Annotated in this window: 17 protein-coding genes; 14 read left to right on the forward strand and 3 right to left on the reverse strand. The window is 37.8% G+C overall.

The window, feature by feature from the left end; genetic code table 11:
• The first annotated feature begins 166 nt into the window (after window positions 1-166).
• A complete protein-coding gene (locus ACI3ES_RS01840; protein WP_317212400.1) occupies window positions 167-1,708 on the forward strand; it encodes an oligosaccharide flippase family protein in 1,542 nt (513 codons plus the stop codon).
• Between the two features lie 872 nt (window positions 1,709-2,580).
• The gene (locus ACI3ES_RS01845; RefSeq protein ID WP_317212402.1) at window positions 2,581-3,060 is read left to right on the forward strand and encodes a DapH/DapD/GlmU-related protein; all 480 of its coding nucleotides are present in this window, start codon (window positions 2,581-2,583) and stop codon (window positions 3,058-3,060) included.
• A 226-nt stretch (window positions 3,061-3,286) separates the two neighbouring features.
• Here ACI3ES_RS01845 and ACI3ES_RS01850 read toward each other — a convergent pair whose 3' ends face one another.
• Both ACI3ES_RS01850 and ACI3ES_RS01855 read right to left on the reverse strand, forming a co-directional pair.
• Window positions 3,287-4,093 carry an IS3 family transposase gene (locus ACI3ES_RS01850; RefSeq protein ID WP_407632010.1) on the reverse strand — a complete coding sequence of 269 codons (807 nt, stop codon included), beginning with the start codon at window positions 4,091-4,093 and terminating at the stop codon, window positions 3,287-3,289.
• A gap of 45 nt (window positions 4,094-4,138) precedes the next feature.
• Complete coding sequence (locus ACI3ES_RS01855; RefSeq protein ID WP_004912700.1) at window positions 4,139-4,381, reverse strand: transposase; 243 nt, start codon at window positions 4,379-4,381, stop codon at window positions 4,139-4,141.
• Between the two features lie 283 nt (window positions 4,382-4,664).
• Here ACI3ES_RS01855 and ACI3ES_RS01860 point away from each other — a divergent pair, with 283 nt between their 5' ends.
• Window positions 4,665-5,483 carry an HAD-IIB family hydrolase gene (locus ACI3ES_RS01860; protein ID WP_004910218.1) on the forward strand — a complete coding sequence of 273 codons (819 nt, stop codon included), beginning with the start codon at window positions 4,665-4,667 and terminating at the stop codon, window positions 5,481-5,483.
• On the opposite strand, the gene ACI3ES_RS01865 is transcribed toward ACI3ES_RS01860, so the two are convergent.
• Window positions 5,480-5,962, reverse strand: a complete 483-nt coding sequence (locus ACI3ES_RS01865; protein WP_004910221.1) for an aromatic acid exporter family protein — start codon at window positions 5,960-5,962, stop codon at window positions 5,480-5,482. The genes ACI3ES_RS01860 and ACI3ES_RS01865 overlap by 4 nt on opposite strands.
• Before the next feature lie 103 nt (window positions 5,963-6,065).
• Between ACI3ES_RS01865 and ACI3ES_RS01870 the strand changes: the two genes are divergently transcribed.
• The 11 genes from ACI3ES_RS01870 (at window position 6,066) to groL (ending at window position 15,667) form a co-directional block, all read left to right on the forward strand.
• On the forward strand, window positions 6,066-6,806 hold the full coding sequence (locus ACI3ES_RS01870) for a nitroreductase family protein (RefSeq protein ID WP_004910224.1): 741 nt from the start codon (window positions 6,066-6,068) through the stop codon (window positions 6,804-6,806).
• A 35-nt stretch (window positions 6,807-6,841) separates the two neighbouring features.
• The gene (locus tag ACI3ES_RS01875; protein WP_114667187.1) at window positions 6,842-7,798 is read left to right on the forward strand and encodes a type I phosphomannose isomerase catalytic subunit; all 957 of its coding nucleotides are present in this window, start codon (window positions 6,842-6,844) and stop codon (window positions 7,796-7,798) included.
• A gap of 202 nt (window positions 7,799-8,000) precedes the next feature.
• Entirely contained in the window at window positions 8,001-8,948 is a 948-nt protein-coding gene (locus tag ACI3ES_RS01880; RefSeq protein WP_004910230.1) for a mannose/fructose/sorbose PTS transporter subunit IIA, read from the forward strand.
• A gap of 34 nt (window positions 8,949-8,982) precedes the next feature.
• Complete coding sequence (locus tag ACI3ES_RS01885; RefSeq protein WP_142511307.1) at window positions 8,983-9,798, forward strand: PTS mannose/fructose/sorbose transporter subunit IIC; 816 nt, start codon at window positions 8,983-8,985, stop codon at window positions 9,796-9,798.
• A gap of 14 nt (window positions 9,799-9,812) precedes the next feature.
• Entirely contained in the window at window positions 9,813-10,727 is a 915-nt protein-coding gene (locus ACI3ES_RS01890) for a PTS system mannose/fructose/sorbose family transporter subunit IID (RefSeq protein WP_004910234.1), read from the forward strand.
• 71 nt (window positions 10,728-10,798) lie between these two features.
• Entirely contained in the window at window positions 10,799-11,167 is a 369-nt protein-coding gene (locus ACI3ES_RS01895) for a DUF956 family protein (protein ID WP_114667189.1), read from the forward strand.
• 19 nt (window positions 11,168-11,186) lie between these two features.
• Window positions 11,187-12,020, forward strand: a complete 834-nt coding sequence (locus ACI3ES_RS01900) for a YitT family protein (protein WP_114667190.1) — start codon at window positions 11,187-11,189, stop codon at window positions 12,018-12,020.
• Window positions 12,021-12,093: 73 nt separating this feature from the next.
• Window positions 12,094-12,546, forward strand: coding sequence for a GNAT family N-acetyltransferase (locus tag ACI3ES_RS01905; protein ID WP_114667191.1), 453 nt, complete (start codon window positions 12,094-12,096; stop codon window positions 12,544-12,546).
• Window positions 12,547-12,658: 112 nt separating this feature from the next.
• Window positions 12,659-13,483 (forward strand): DMT family transporter, encoded by an 825-nt coding sequence (locus tag ACI3ES_RS01910; protein ID WP_242029648.1) that lies wholly within the window; start codon window positions 12,659-12,661, stop codon window positions 13,481-13,483.
• 254 nt (window positions 13,484-13,737) lie between these two features.
• A complete protein-coding gene (groES, locus tag ACI3ES_RS01915; RefSeq protein ID WP_114667192.1) occupies window positions 13,738-14,022 on the forward strand; it encodes a co-chaperone GroES in 285 nt (94 codons plus the stop codon).
• Between the two features lie 28 nt (window positions 14,023-14,050).
• On the forward strand, window positions 14,051-15,667 hold the full coding sequence (gene groL / locus ACI3ES_RS01920) for a chaperonin GroEL (protein WP_317212090.1): 1,617 nt from the start codon (window positions 14,051-14,053) through the stop codon (window positions 15,665-15,667).
• Window positions 15,668-15,722 lie beyond the last annotated feature (55 nt).

Here is a 15,722-nt window from a genome sequence, read left to right on the forward strand (position 1 = left end):
TAATAATAAAAAAGCTCTTATACTTTATTATCTTGGATTATACCCTAGAAATAATGCTGTCCAAATTTTAACATATGAGTTAATATAAGTGTTGATATAAATGTATTTAAAAAAATCTATATAATAAAAGCAAATTATCACAAATAAGAAAGTTTGGATTAAGTAAATGGCAGAAAAATCACATCTCCACTATGCGCTTCTTAATATGGGCGCGAGTGGTGGTAGTGCAGTTTTAAAAATTATACTTGGATTTGTTTCGCGTACTATTTTTATTCAAATTCTTGGTACTGAATTATTAGGACTTAATGGGCTACTAACAAGCATATTGGTAACACTCTCACTAGCTGAAATGGGGATTGGAAATGCGATAGTGTATTCACTTTATCATCCGGTTTCTACGGGAAATTGGACTGTTGTAAAGTCCATTATGAAGCTTTACAGAACAGTTTATCGTGTTTTAGCAGGTATAGTCTTAGTTATTGGCCTGGCATTAATACCGTTTTTACCGTTAATAGCCGGAAAACCAATAGAAAATTTGACACTTTATTATTGTATTTTGTTATTTAACAGTGTTGTTAGTTATTTGTTGACGTATAATAGATCATTGATTATTGCAAACGAACGTAATTATATCGTAGTCACGGTCGATTTTTTGAGCTATTTAGCTACTGTATTATTACAAATATTCACACTGTTTTTCTGGAAAAATTATGCATGTTATTTACTTTTACAAGTAGTTTTTACAATAATGGGCAACATTGTTCTAACAATTATTGTTAAGAAAAACTACTATGAAAAATTTGACAAAATAAAAACTGCACGTATTCCGGAGCCTATAATCACAAAACTCAAAAGAAATGTTATCGGTACATTTGCTAATAAAGTGGGAGACGTTGTGGTAAACGGCACCGGTAATATCTTGATTTCAATGTTTATCAGTTTAGTTACAGTTGGTTTATATAGTAACTATCAACTTGTAATTTATTCAGTTCAAACAGTAATGTTTAATGTTTCAAGTGCAATGACTTCTACAATTGGTAATATTGTCGCTGTAAATAAGGATGGCGAAGACGGAATAAAGTTATTCTTTAAACATCAATTTATGAACTATACGATGATATTTTTTGCTTCTGCATGTATTTTGGGAAGTCTGCCTTATTTTATTCAATTGTGGATAGGTGGCAAGTATTTAATGCCCAATTATGTCATTATTATGATGGTAGAAATTTTTGTGATTAATTCTCTTAGGCATACATGTCTGGTTTTTCTCGATGCTTACGGGTTGGCCTATGAACAGAGATTAAAACCATTTTTGGAGGCAGTATTGAATTTATCGCTTTCATTAATTCTTTTAGTCATATTCAAGATGGGTATTTTAAGCATATTAATCTCGTCGGCTATTACAAGTTTTTTTGTTGCTACTGTATATGAAGCATATGTGGTATTCCACTTTGGATTTAAGAAAAATGTTATTCTTTTCTATAAAAGATATTTTAGAATAATTTTAGAAGTATCATTGAATTTGAGTATTGTTTACTTTATTACTCACACATTAAGAATTTTTAACCTGAATGATATGTTACTTTTTCTGTTAAGTCTGGCGTTATCATTTGTTACTACTCTAATAATATATTTGTTGTTTAACTTGAAAAATGGTGAATTCAAGCAGCTTTACAAACAGGTCATTAGACAATTTAAAAGATCATAGGTCATAGAATTTTAAGTTATATTTTCCAATAAATAATTTAGTGTTGAATTAATTAGGCTGTTTTTTGATTGGCAATATTGAATTTCATGTTTTAATAGTGAGTGAAAGCTTTCGATTTTTATACTTATCGTAAGAGAAGTATATCGTTGAATATGATGCTGGATTATAACGTTGCAAATGGCTGTTTGAACTAAAAATTATCAAACATCATGTAGAAAAAGTAGCCTCGTGATGCTACATGCTCTCGACACATTTTTGAACCTAATTGAAGTCAGTATTTTTAAAATTTCGTTTTCTTCTTTTAACGTATTGACTTCGTCATGAGTGACTGACTGGCGATTAACGTCAGTCCCAACGAGTTGAGTGTTTTAATCTAATACATAACGATTTCAACAACTAATGATTGGGTTTTGTTGGGTATCACCTAGCTTTCATAATCAAAAAATCTTTTACACGATTATCTTGATTATCTGGGATAACACACTAGAAATATAATAATCCGATTTTTCAGTATACGAGAATTTAAGTTACTTAATACTAACTATTTTCTGTTAGTATCTGCAGTGGAGGTATATGTATGTGTGCAAATCTGGATTTCTAAAAAGTGCTTTTTGGCATGGATATCGAGTTCATGGAACACATTTTTGTGTATTATCTTACATACTGTCTATATAATCCCAATACGTTGATATTATTAAATAAATTAATAATAAAAAAATTTATGTTAAAAAATAAAATTCTACAAGTGTTGTAGCTTATTATGTTAATGATCACAATGTAATAACAAGAGTCTGAATTGACGAACACAAAAATTGAATAAATTTTTTAACTTCAATCAATAATAAAGAGAAATTTTTTACAGGTGTGCATTTATGATAAACGAAGTATCAAAATATATTTTGACAGGATTTGCTCCAAATTATTATTGGAGACTAAGAAAGTACATGATTGAGCATTCAAAGTACAATATTTTTGCACAAATTTCACGTTTTTTAGTTCGTCGTATGGAATATAAAAATGGATCATCAATTGGGGGGACATTTGGATCGGGGGTTGAATTTAAAACAATACCTAATTTACCACACGGATTAGTTGGAATATTTATCCACCCTTCAGTCAATGTTGGAAAAAATGTTACGATATACCAGCAAGTAACCATTGGAGAAAATGGTTTTGGCAGTGAATCCGCAGTAATTGGTGATAATGTAGTGATTGGTGCGGGTGCGAAAATTATTGGACCAGTAAATATTGGTGACGATGTTATCATTGGGGCTAATGCAGTTGTGACAAAAGATATACCTAAAAACCAAGTTGTTGGCGGTATACCTGCAAAATTTCTATATAGTAAATAGGTAGTTGGTATTGTAATTATCAAATACTTCTTAATCGTCTATGACAATCCCATTACAATCACGTATAATAAAAATAATAGTGTAAAACGTGATGGGAGCGTTGGGATTGGGTTAATGGTTAAGCGGAATTCAAATATTGAGCTATTGCGACCAGTCGCAATGGTATTTATTACGGCGCATCATTTTGCTCAGAAGTCAATAAATTGGACTATTTTTATTCAGTTACTTAGGCGACATTTGAGATACGATTGCGATTATAAAAATTGATATACCAACCAATGGCTGCTTGGACTTCAGTTAATGTTTGGTATGCCTTCAAATAAACCTCTTCACGCTTCAATATTGAATGAAACGCTTCCATAAGGCCATTATCGTACGGATGGCCTTTGAGTGAATATGAATGTTTCAAGCCATAATTTTGGCATTTAATATTAAACTCAGCACTCGTGTATTGTGACCCCATATCTGAATGAATAATGAGTGGCTTTCGATGCTTATCTAAAGCCATCTGTAAGGAACTTGTGGCTAGCTCGGCTGTCATTGTATCGCCAATTTTATAGCCCAATACTTTTCTCTTCTCAGGATCCAAAACGGTCGCTAAATAGACCCATCTGTGATTAGTCAACTGAATATAAGTGATATCTGTTTGCCAAACACCACTCAAATCATGCAAGTGTCTAATCAGATTGGGCTTTTGATCGACCGTCACCACAGTTTTTGGCTTGCGATAACGTTTTTGCATGCGTGATCTAATCCCTAATTCACGCATTAATTTGAGTGTCATATATTCAGATATTTTTGGACAGTCATTGTTTAGGTGACTATAAGCAGCAATACGACGATAGCCATAAAATTTAAAGGTTTTCCAAACGTCTAAAATATAAGGTTTCAGGGATTCTCTACGTTTTTCTTGTCGACTGGGCTGCCAATGGCGCCAATTGTAATAGGTACTAGATTTGATTTTAAGTGCACTTAAAATACGCACAAGCGCGTAGCCTTGTGCTAAAAATTGATTAACTAGCGGCAATCCCACATTACGGACTATTTTTTGGCTAGTAAGATGGCCGCTCAATGCCTGTCAGGCTATGCGTGATAAAATTTCGTTTTCTTCCTCCAAAATAGCGAGGCGCTTCTCTAGTTGCTTGACGTCTTTTAAAGTCTTTGACTGACCCTTGATCATGATTGGGGTAGCTTGCTTAACCCAAATAGCAATAGAATCTTTTGATGGTCCAAATTCTTCTGCTAATGATTTGAGTGAACGGCCTTCTTGGTGAAGTTTAACCAATGAATCTTTGAAATCTTGTGAATAACGAATTGACATAAAAATACTCCTATACTTTCATTTTACGGACTGAATAAAAATAGTCCATTTTTTTAGTATAAGAGCATTGAGCTGTGGAAGGTAAACGCGGTTCTGAATGTCTCTTAAAATCTGTCTCAAATATTGACTTCAATCCATATTGGAATCTACCATTGTTATATGTACACCTTGCTATCGGGAGTGCTTGTTTGGTCGTGAAAAAGTCGGGAAAAGTTATCCCTTTTGCAGTCGTATCAAGAGATGGTATAATAATAAAGTTATATTTACGACTAGGAGATGAACAATGCCGATTAAATTAATTGCTTCTGATATGGATGGTACATTTTTAACTGCTAATGATATGTATAATCAAGCACGATTTGAGCGTGTATTGTCCGAAATGACGAAACGAGATATGAAGTTCGTAGCAGCTTCAGGCCGCCAAGTCAAAAATTTGCAACAATTATTCGCACCCACAATTGCTAAAGGATACGCTTTGGACTTTGTTGGCTCAAATGGTGCGGTTGTTGCTACAAGTGAACAACAACTTTATTCAGTTCATTTATCAGCAGAACAATTAGCCAAGGTCATTGATTGGAATGCAAAAAATCCAGAATCTGCTGAAAATATTATTATTATGACTGGCGATAATGCAACCTATGTTTCTAATCATGCCACTGGCCCTGTGGCTAAAATGGTGTTCCAATTCTATCCAAACGTTAAACAAGTTGAAAAATTAATGTCGGTTGATGACCATATTTTGGAGATCACTTTTGTATGGCCAAATGATGAAGTACAACAACATGTGGCTGCGCTACGTGAAGTCTTTGGTAATGAGTTACATGCTACTGGTTCTGGTTTTGGTTCAGTGGATGTTTTAGGGCGCGGCGTTGACAAGGCAACAGGACTGCAAGTGCTGCAAGACTACTATGATGTGCTGGACGATGAAGTGATGGTCTTTGGTGACAATGGCAATGATTTAGAGATGTTGACTAAATATGAGAATGGCTTTGTGATGCCTAACGCTGAGGCATTTATGCAAGACGCTGTGACAAAAAAAGCCGCTGACGTGAACGTCAACGACGGCGTTTTGAAAACAATCGAAAATTATTTAGGGATTTAATTAATGTTTTTTGGTGATCCAAAGCGATTAATTAAAATAGCAACAGCGACACCAATAAAAGTATCCACAATTCGTTCAAAAACATAGACGATCGTGGCGCCAGATGGAATATTTAAGGAAATCATCAACAAAGCTGCCATGGCGCCAATTACACCACTGTTGTAATCGAATCCGTCAAGCAAAACAATCGCGATAATGACCAGTAATGGTAACAGAATCATCGAAGTCCAAGGTGCGTGGTTCGTCTCTTCGTGTACAATAAAATAAATAAGAGCGAAACCGCCACCTAACGTATTTGAGATAAGTCTTACTTTAGCAAAGTTAAGGGTTTTGTCCCAACTTTCTCGCAAAGCAAAAACTGCAGCTAAAGCTGCTACAAATGGCGGCCGATTAAAAAAGTAAAAAGATGTGATGATGAGCATGACAGCGAAAGCTGTTTTTAGTGTTCGTAAACCTAAACGAAATTTTCCTATTTGCATAAATTTCTCCAATGAATATTTTGTTATTTTATCACAACTTTGTGATACTATCTAGGTAGGTTGTTTAGACAATCAAAAACACGCTTTAGAAAGGAATGACAAAATGTCAAACCCAACCCTTGATTTACTGAATCAACATATGTCGATACGTGCTTTCACTGACGAACCTGTCACAGATGAGCAAGTACAGAAGATTTTTCATGCAGCAGTTGCTGGACCAAACATGAATAATTATCAACCGGTCACCTTTATTGAAATTACTTCACAGCAGCTAAAGGCAGAAATCACTGCTCAAGTGGGCATGAAATATATTGAAACTGCTGCGCGTTACTTTGTTGTAGCAGTGGATTACAATAAGGACCTCATCGGATTGACACCAGAAGAAAAATCGTTAGCTGAGAATAATATACAGCGTTATAATGTGCTTGAAGGCGGCATCATTAGTGCTGGCATTGCGTTAGGGCGTGCACAAGTAGCAGCGGAATCCCTTGGGTTAGGTAGTGTCACTATGGCTGGCGCCATGAAAGCATTTGAGCTTTATGAATCAGAACTCAATCTACCTAAGTATGTGAAAGCAGTTATGGGGTTCTCTATTGGTTATCCGGCGCAAAACCCCGGTATTAAGCCAAAACTTGATTTAGATGGTGTTTTGATGAAAGATGGTTATCATCAAGAACAAATGGTTACAGCAGTGATGCGATATGATAAAATCATGACGGATTATTATGCGCAACGTGGTGTGACGCGTTCGTGGATTAGCAACAACGTTAGAATGCTAACAGCCAATCGTGATACATCTGAATTGACACAATACACTCAGAATAAAGGCTTTAATTTAAAATAAGTTTTTATTTAAAACAAAATGAAAGCGGTTACAAAATGACATTAGTAATATTAGAAGCGGCATTACACGATAAAATTTGGGGTGGTACAGCCTTAAAAGATTTTCATTTTCCTATTAAGGGCGATCATGTTGGTGAAGCATGGGCTATTGCTGCCCATAAAAATGGTGAGTCAACCATCAAGGATGGTCCGTTTGCTGGACAAACACTAACGCAACTATGGCAGGATAATCCTAATCTTTTTGGTGGGCATGAGGCAAATGAAGCTTTTCCATTGTTAATTAAAATTCTTGATGCACACCAAGATTTATCAATTCAAGTTCACCCAAACGATACACAATCACGTGAAAAATACGGAAAAACTGAATGCTGGTACATTTTAGATGCGACCCCAAATGCGAAAATTTATTATGGACATTATGCGCAAAGTCGTGATGAACTAAAGGCGATGGTTGAAAAAGAAGATTGGGAGCATATGCTTCGAACTGTTCCTGTTAAAAGGGGGGATTTCTTCTATGTTCCCGCAGGCACTTTTCATGCGCTGGGAGCAGGAATTGTCGCTTTAGAAACGCAGCAAAGTTCCGATACAACGTATCGCTTTTATGACTTTGACCGTGTTGATGCCACGACAGGACAAAAGCGTGATTTGCAGATTGCAGATGCACTTGATGTTACGACTGTGCCACATCATGATCCTGTTTTAAAGCAAACAACCACTATTGTGGATCAAACGATTGTGACGCGATTGGTAACCTCTGTGAAGTTTACTGTTGAAAAATTATCTGTTCGTGGTTTATCGCAGTTTAATTTGTCACATCATTATGAATTATTTACAGTAATAGATGGTGCTGGTCGTGTTAACCAGACTGCTGTTAAAAAAGGTGATAGTTTTATTCTTTTTGATGATGAATCCATATCTTACGCATTAGACGGCGACATGACAATCATTAAAAGCTTCGTCACCAAAGATGATAATCCAGATCAACGATTTTAAATGTAAACATGTTGAAAGGATTTTATGAAAGTTATTCTACTTTTTTGTAAACAAATATGAAAGCGTTTACTTTTTTGTTCTGATACATTATAATATGATTTGTAAACAATAACTAAATTGTTATTGTGTAAGCGTTTACAAAATGGTTTCATTTCGCTATAATCATTAAAGTAAACAATTTATTGAGAAGGAGATTTCCTAAATGGTTAATTTAATTATTGCCAGCCATGGGGACTTTGCAAAAGGCATTTTGATGTCAGGATCAATGATTTTCGGTGAACAAGAAAACGTTGAAGTTGTGACATTCTTACCTAATGAAGGCCCCGATGATTTGGATCGGCACTACCAAGAAGCATTGTCGAAGTTCAACAATGATGACGAAGTACTATTCTTGGTTGATTTATGGGGCGGTTCACCCTTTAATCGTGCCAGTTTGATTCAAAAGCAAAACCCAGATAACATGGCTATTGTGTCAGGTTTGAACTTGCCAATGCTAATTGAGGCTTATGGTGGACGTTTGAGTCAAACAAAAGCTGCTGATCTGGCAAAGTATTTGGTGCCGGTAGCTCGCGAGGGCGTTAAGTCTGTGCCAGAGTTCCAAGAAGCTGCACCAGCTGCAAGCAAAGAAAAGTCGACAGTTGGCCTTAAAGAGGGTCACATTAATATTAAGTTGGCTCGTTTGGATACGCGTTTATTGCATGGACAAGTTGCTACTGCTTGGACGCCTGATTCAAAGGCAAACCGCATTATTGTTGTCTCTGATGCAGTTGCCAAAGATGAGCTACGTAAGAGCCTAATCCAACAAGCTGCGCCTAATGGTGTTCAAGCAAATATTGTACCAGTCAGCAAAATGATTGAAGTTGCCAAAGATGATCGTTTTGGTGGTGTTGATGCATTCCTCTTGTTTGAAACAGTGGAAGATGTCTTAAGGGCTGTTGAAGGCGGTGTACCATTGAAGTCACTTAACGTCGGTTCTATGGCACACTCAGAAGGAAAAACAATGGTTAACAAGGTTTTGTCAATGGATAAAACTGACGTTGCTGCTTTCGAAAAGTTACGTGATTTAGGTGTCGAATTTGATGTCCGTAAGGTCCCAAATGACAGTAAGGCGAACTTGTTTGATTTGATCAAGAAAGCAAATGTTAAATAACATTAAAATGTTTAATTAAGAAAGGTGTCTAAATATGTCTACTATTGCGATAATTTTAGTCGTAATCATTGCCTTCTTTGCAGGTTTGGAAGGTATTTTGGATCAATTTCAGATTCATCAGCCACTAGTATCAGCGACTTTGATTGGCTTGGTTACAGGTCATTTAACAGCCGGTATCATCTTGGGTGGAACCTTGCAAATGATTGCGCTGGGTTGGGCTAACATCGGTGCTGCTGTGGCGCCTGATGTTGCTTTAGCTTCTGTTGCATCTTCAATTATTATGGTCAAAGGTGGCGACTTCTCTGGAACAGGGATATCAGTTGCCGTTGCAACGGCTATTCCGTTGGCTGTTGCTGGTTTGTTCCTAACAATGGTCGTTCGTACCATTGCCGTTGGTTTAACTCACGGTGCCGATGCGGCTGCCAAAGAAGGTAAGTTCCGCACGATTGAAACGCTTCACTTGTTTGGCTTGCTACTACAAGGATTGCGTATTGCTATTCCAGCCGCAATTTTGATTGCTGTACCTGCTGCAGCTGTTAAGAGTGCTTTGACTTCAATGCCTGAGTGGTTAACTGGTGGTATGGCCATTGGTGGTGGTATGGTTGTTGCCGTTGGTTATGCTTTGGTAATTAACATGATGGCTACGCGTGAAGTTTGGCCATTCTTCGCCATTGGTTTCGCATTGGCCGCTGTTAGCCAATTAACTCTAATTGCTCTTGGTGCCATTGGTGTTGCGATTGCCTTGATTTACATCAACCTATCAAAGATGGGCGGTAATGGTGGCGGTTCAAACGGCGGCGGTTCAAACGGTGGCAACGACCCAGTCGGCGACATCTTGAACGAGTATTAGAAAGGAGCAACATGATGGCTGCAGAAAAAATCGAATTAACGCAAAAAGATCGTTTGTCAGTTGCTTGGCGCTCACAGTTCTTGCAAGGTTCATGGAACTATGAACGTATGCAAAACGTTGGTTGGGCTTACGCCATGATTCCAGCGATTAAAAAATTATATAAGTCAAAAGAAGACCGTGCCAGCGCATTGAAGCGACACTTGGAATTCTTTAACACACATCCCTATGTTGCCTCACCAATTATTGGTGTTACGTTGGCATTGGAAGAAGAACGTGCCAATGGTGCACCAATTGATGATACTGCGATTCAAGGTGTTAAGGTTGGTATGATGGGACCTTTGGCCGGAATAGGTGATCCAGTCTTCTGGTTTACTGTACGACCAATTCTCGGTGCCTTAGGCGCTTCACTTGCCATGAGTGGTAATATTCTTGGTCCTATCTTGTTCTTCGTTTTGTGGAACGTTATTCGTATGGCATTCTTGTGGTATACGCAAGAATTCGGTTACAAAGCTGGAAGTGCTATTACACAAGATTTGTCTGGTGGTTTGTTGAAAGACATTACTAAGGGTGCTTCAATTCTTGGTATGTTCATCTTGGCTGTGCTGGTTGAGCGTTGGGTATCAATTAAGTTTGTCCTAGAATTGCCTGCTAAAAAGTTAGCAAAGGGTGCTTATATCAACTTCCCTAACGGACCAGTTTCTGGTGAGCAGTTGCAAAAGATTTTAGGTGAACAAGCATCAGGTTTGTCATTGACAAAAGTTGTCCCTAACACTTTGCAAGCTAATTTAGATAGTTTGATTCCTGGATTGATGGGATTGCTATTGACTTTCTTAGCAATGTGGTTGTTGAAGAAAAAGGTATCACCAATCGTGATGATCATTGGTATCTTTATCTTTGGTATCGCAATGCATGCCTTCCACATCATGTAAAAATTTTGACAAAAAGTGCTCGCCTTATTGATGAGCACTTTTGTCAGTACATACGTTTAATGGAGTAGATTATGGTACAATCTTTAAACAAGACAGCAGAATTAACAACTCAGGGTGTTTCTTATCTAGGTATGGGTGCAAAGTACGGACACTTTTTAATTGGCGATCAAGCTTTCGAATTTTTTAATGAAAATAATGTCGCTGATTACATCCAAATTCCGTGGACTAATGTTAAAGCTGTTTATGCACAAGTCAGCAAGAATCATATTGGGCGTCGCTTTAGGGTAACCACCGACAGTGGTAATTTTGATTTTTCGGCAAAGGAATCTGGTAAGGTGCTCAAAGTTATGAGAGAACATCTCGGAGATGAAAAAGTGTTGCGTCAACCGACGCTATGGCGTAGTGTGTTAGCACGCTTTAAGAAACGGAAGGACGTTTGAGACGTCAGTAGGACACTAAATGAAGCAATTACAAAAAAGTAAAATTATACGATATTTTACGATTATTCTGGCCTTAGAAATTGTGGCTGTTAGCATTAACTTTTTCTATGCACCTGCAAAGGTTGCTGCCGGTGGCGCCACAGGATTTGCCATTTTGGTCAATGAATTAACCGGCGTCGATCGCGCCATTACGGTATTAGTAGTTAATATCATCATGATTGTTTTGGCAGCAATTTTTTTGGATCGTGGTACCACGGCTCGTATTACGCTAGGTAGTTTTTTATTGCCTGTTTTACTGAAAATTACACCTAGTTTTCAAATTTTAACAGATCGTACCTTAGCTGTTTTGGTTGGTGGCAGTATTTTCGCTGTTGGGGTCGCGCTTTTGTATCGTATTGATGCTTCGAGTGGCGGTACAGCGGTTCCGCCGATGATTCTAAAAAAATATTTTCGTATTAAACCAGCCTTATCTCTACTAGCAATTGACACGGTAGTGTCATTGGGCAATTTAGTGACACAGGGGCTTGAAGCGCTTATTTTAGCATTGTTTTCTTTGGTAATCACGGCGTTTGTGATGAATTATATTGAGACAGGTTTAGACCGACGCAAAATGGTTTATATTACGACTAATGAGCGAATTGACGAATTAAAACAGTATTTATTAGACGGTGACAAAGGTTTTACGATTATGGATGTCAGAGGCGGTTACATGGGTGACGGTCGAGAAATGCTAATGGTTGTCTTGGACAATCAAGAATACAATCATTTTCTACGAGGCATTCACGAGGTTGATCCCGAGGCGTTCACAATTGCGTATGATATTAGTGAAGCGCATGGGGGCACATTTCTGTAAGGGCATGATTAGCAATTCATGTCTTTTTTTGTTTTTTATAAATATGCTAAGATGTTTAATGAGGAAAAATATTATGAAATCCGAAATCACATTTTTGACTGATGAGGACATTGCACAAGCAACAGCGTTATATATTGACGTATTTTCGAAGGCGCCTTGGTGTGAGCAGAATGACTATGATGATATTTTTCGTTACATCACCCGCCTTTTAGAAATGAATACCAATCGATGCTATGTTTATAAAAAATCTGACCACATCATAGCTTTGGCACTGGGATATGTGAAACCTTGGCATTTGGGTGTTGAATATCAGTTGGATAATTTTTTTGTTGATGCGAACTATCAAGGACAAGGTGTTGGAACTGAATTACTCGCTTCAATCAAAAATGATTTGATACAAAATGACATTCCTGCCATTATTTTAGAGACAGAAATGCATACGCCAGCTGAAAAATTTTACAGGCGTAATGGATTTGAGGGACTAGCGCAGCAACGTTCATTGGCATTAATTTGTCAATTAATTTAATAGCTACTGAATCAAGATACAAATTTTTGACTTCGATGATGTAATCTTAATAAAAATTGTGATAATATAAAATCACGTGTGAATTTTTTAATTTAGAGATTGAGGTCACTATATGTCATCTTTTAAAAGTATAATTTGTGGTATTATCAGTGCAACTTTGTTTGGCATTAGTGGCATATTGGCTAGTATTTTATTTCGGCAAGCGGCCGTGGCGCCAGAATGGCTGGTAGGCGTGAGAATGCTGTGTGCAGGGGCGGTTTTGCTTTGTATGCTGACCTTATTTACTAAAGAGGCTGTTTTTTCGGTTTGGCAACATACATATACAGCACTTTTGGTCGTTTTGTTTGGTCTTTTTGGTGTGTTGCTGGCGCAATCAAGTTTCTTTTTGTCGGTTTATTATGGGGATGCAGCCACTGCAACGGTCTTGCAATCGTTAGGACCAGCAATTATTGTTGTGTTGATGAGTATATATAGTAAACGTTGGCCATCACGCCTTGAGTTTGTTGCGATTATTTTGGCATTATTGGGTGTCTTTTTATTGGTGACGAATGGTGATATTACTCATCTAAAAATTAATCCAAAAGCGCTTTATTGGGGTGTTATTTCAGCATTTGGTTTGGTGGGGTATACTTTGATCCCAAAACCGCTGTTACATCAAACGCCACCTTTAGTGATTGTGGGTTGGGGATTATTAATAGGTGGACTGGTCGCTAATCTCATACATCCAGTGTGGCGTATTGCGAGTGGTGTTAACTTGCAAGATATCTGGATTGTTATCGCAATTGTCATATTTGGGACGTTGATACCGTATGCGTTGTATGTCATGAGTTTAGCTGGATTAAAGCCATCGTCTGCTAGTTTGCTAGGTACCATTGAACCTTTGGTAGCAACGACCTTATCGGTGACATTACTAGGGACGCGCTTGAGGGGGTTTTAACTAATTGGCATTTTACTTATTTTGTCAACAATTTTGTTGATTAGTTTACCGCTGAAAAAAATTTTTACAAATAGAATAATGACTCGTGGGTGACGTGATGACCGACGAGTTTTTTATTTAAAAATAGAGGCTGAATTTTGATATTTTGAATCAAAAAATGTTGACATTTGTGACCAGCGTGATATACTTATAGTTGTAGTTAGCACTCACATATAAAGAGTGCTAAAATGAAAAAATCTCGGAGGTATGAATCCATGTTGAAGCCATTAGGTGATCGTGTGATTATTGGAGTAACGGAAGCTGCAGAACAAACTGTCGGTGGGATTGTGTTGGCAAGTAATGCCAAAGACAAGCCTGTTACTGGTAAAGTTGTAGCTGCGGGAACGGGTTATGTCTTGAATGATGGCACAATTCGTGATTTGACAGTTAAAGTAGGCGATGAAGTCTTGTTTGATAAGTATGCTGGGCAAGAAGTGTCATTTGAAGGGCAAGATTATTTGTCACTCCATGAAAAAGACATTGTTGCAATCGTTGAATAATAATCAAATCAAAGGAGATAGTTAAATCATGGCTAAAGAATTAAAGTTTTCAGAAGACGCACGTTCTAAGATGAAGGCCGGCGTTGATAAGTTAGCTGATACAGTTAAAACAACAATTGGACCTAAAGGTCGCAATGTGGTCTTAGAGCAATCTTATGGTGCACCAACCATTACTAACGATGGTGTGACAATCGCCAAGGCAATTGAATTAGAAGATCACTTTGAAAATATGGGTGCTAAGTTAGTTGCTGAAGTTGCTTCAAAAACTAACGACATCGCTGGTGATGGTACAACAACAGCCACAGTTTTGACGCAAGCTATTGTTGGCGAAGGCCTAAAAAACGTGACAGCAGGTGCTAATCCTGTTGGTATTCGTACTGGTATTGAAAAAGCAACGGCAGCAGCAGTTGCTAAGTTGCACGAAATGTCACATACTGTCAATACAAAAGATGAAATTGCTCAAATTGCGTCGATTTCAGCTGCTAATGAAGAAGTCGGTCATTTGATTGCTGAAGCGATGGACAAAGTTGGTAACGACGGTGTCATTACGATTGAAGAATCAAAGGGTATTGAAACAACATTGGATGTTGTTGAAGGTATGCAATTTGACCGTGGCTACATGTCACAATATATGGTCACTGATAATGATAAGATGGAAGCTAACTTGGACAATCCATATATCTTGATTACTGACAAGAAGATTAGCAATATTCAAGACATTTTACCAGTTCTACAAAGCGTTGTGGAACAAGGTCGTGCATTGTTGATTATTGCTGATGATATTACTGGTGAAGCATTGCCAACATTGGTTTTGAACAAGATGCGTGGTACATTCAACGTTGTAGCTGTAAAAGCACCTGGATTTGGTGACCGTCGTAAGGCACAGCTTGAAGATATTGCCATTTTGACTGGTGGTACAGTAATTACTGATGATCTTGGCCTGAACTTGAAAGATGTTACAATCGAACAACTTGGATCAGCTGCTAAGGTTAATGTTACTAAGGACAATACAACTATTGTTGAAGGTGCTGGCGATAAGCAAGCCACAGCAGAACGTGTAGCGACTTTGAAACAACAAATTTCAGAAACAACTTCTGACTTTGACCGTGAAAAGCTACAAGAACGTTTGGCAAAGCTAGCTGGTGGTGTTGCCGTCATTAATGTTGGTGCAGCCACAGAAACTGAATTGAAAGAACGTAAGTATCGTATCGAAGATGCTTTGAATGCGACACGTGCTGCCGTTGAAGAAGGTTTCGTTGCTGGTGGTGGTACGGCTTTGGTTAACGCAATCTCAGCTGTTGAGGCATTGTCTGAAACTGGTGATGTGCAAACTGGTATTAACACAGTGATTAAGGCGCTTGAATCACCAGTTCGCCAAATTGCTGAAAACGCAGGTTTGGAAGGCTCAGTGATCGTCAACAAGCTTAAAGATCAAAAAGAAGGCTTTGGTTACAATGCTGCTACTGACGAGTGGGTTGACATGGTTGCTGCTGGTATCGTTGATCCAACCAAGGTGACGCGTTCAGCTTTGCAAAATGCCGCCTCAGTGTCAGCCTTGTTGCTAACGACTGAAGCAGTTGTTGCAGAACAACCTAAAGAAGAAGCACCTGCAATGCCACAAGGTGGTATGCCAGGTATGATGTAAGCATTTAATTAAGAATCAACCTATACTTAGGTTGATTCTTTTTATATGCAAATAT

Source organism: Leuconostoc falkenbergense (assembly GCF_045801155.1).
GTDB classification, from domain to species: Bacteria; Bacillota; Bacilli; order Lactobacillales; family Lactobacillaceae; genus Leuconostoc; species Leuconostoc falkenbergense.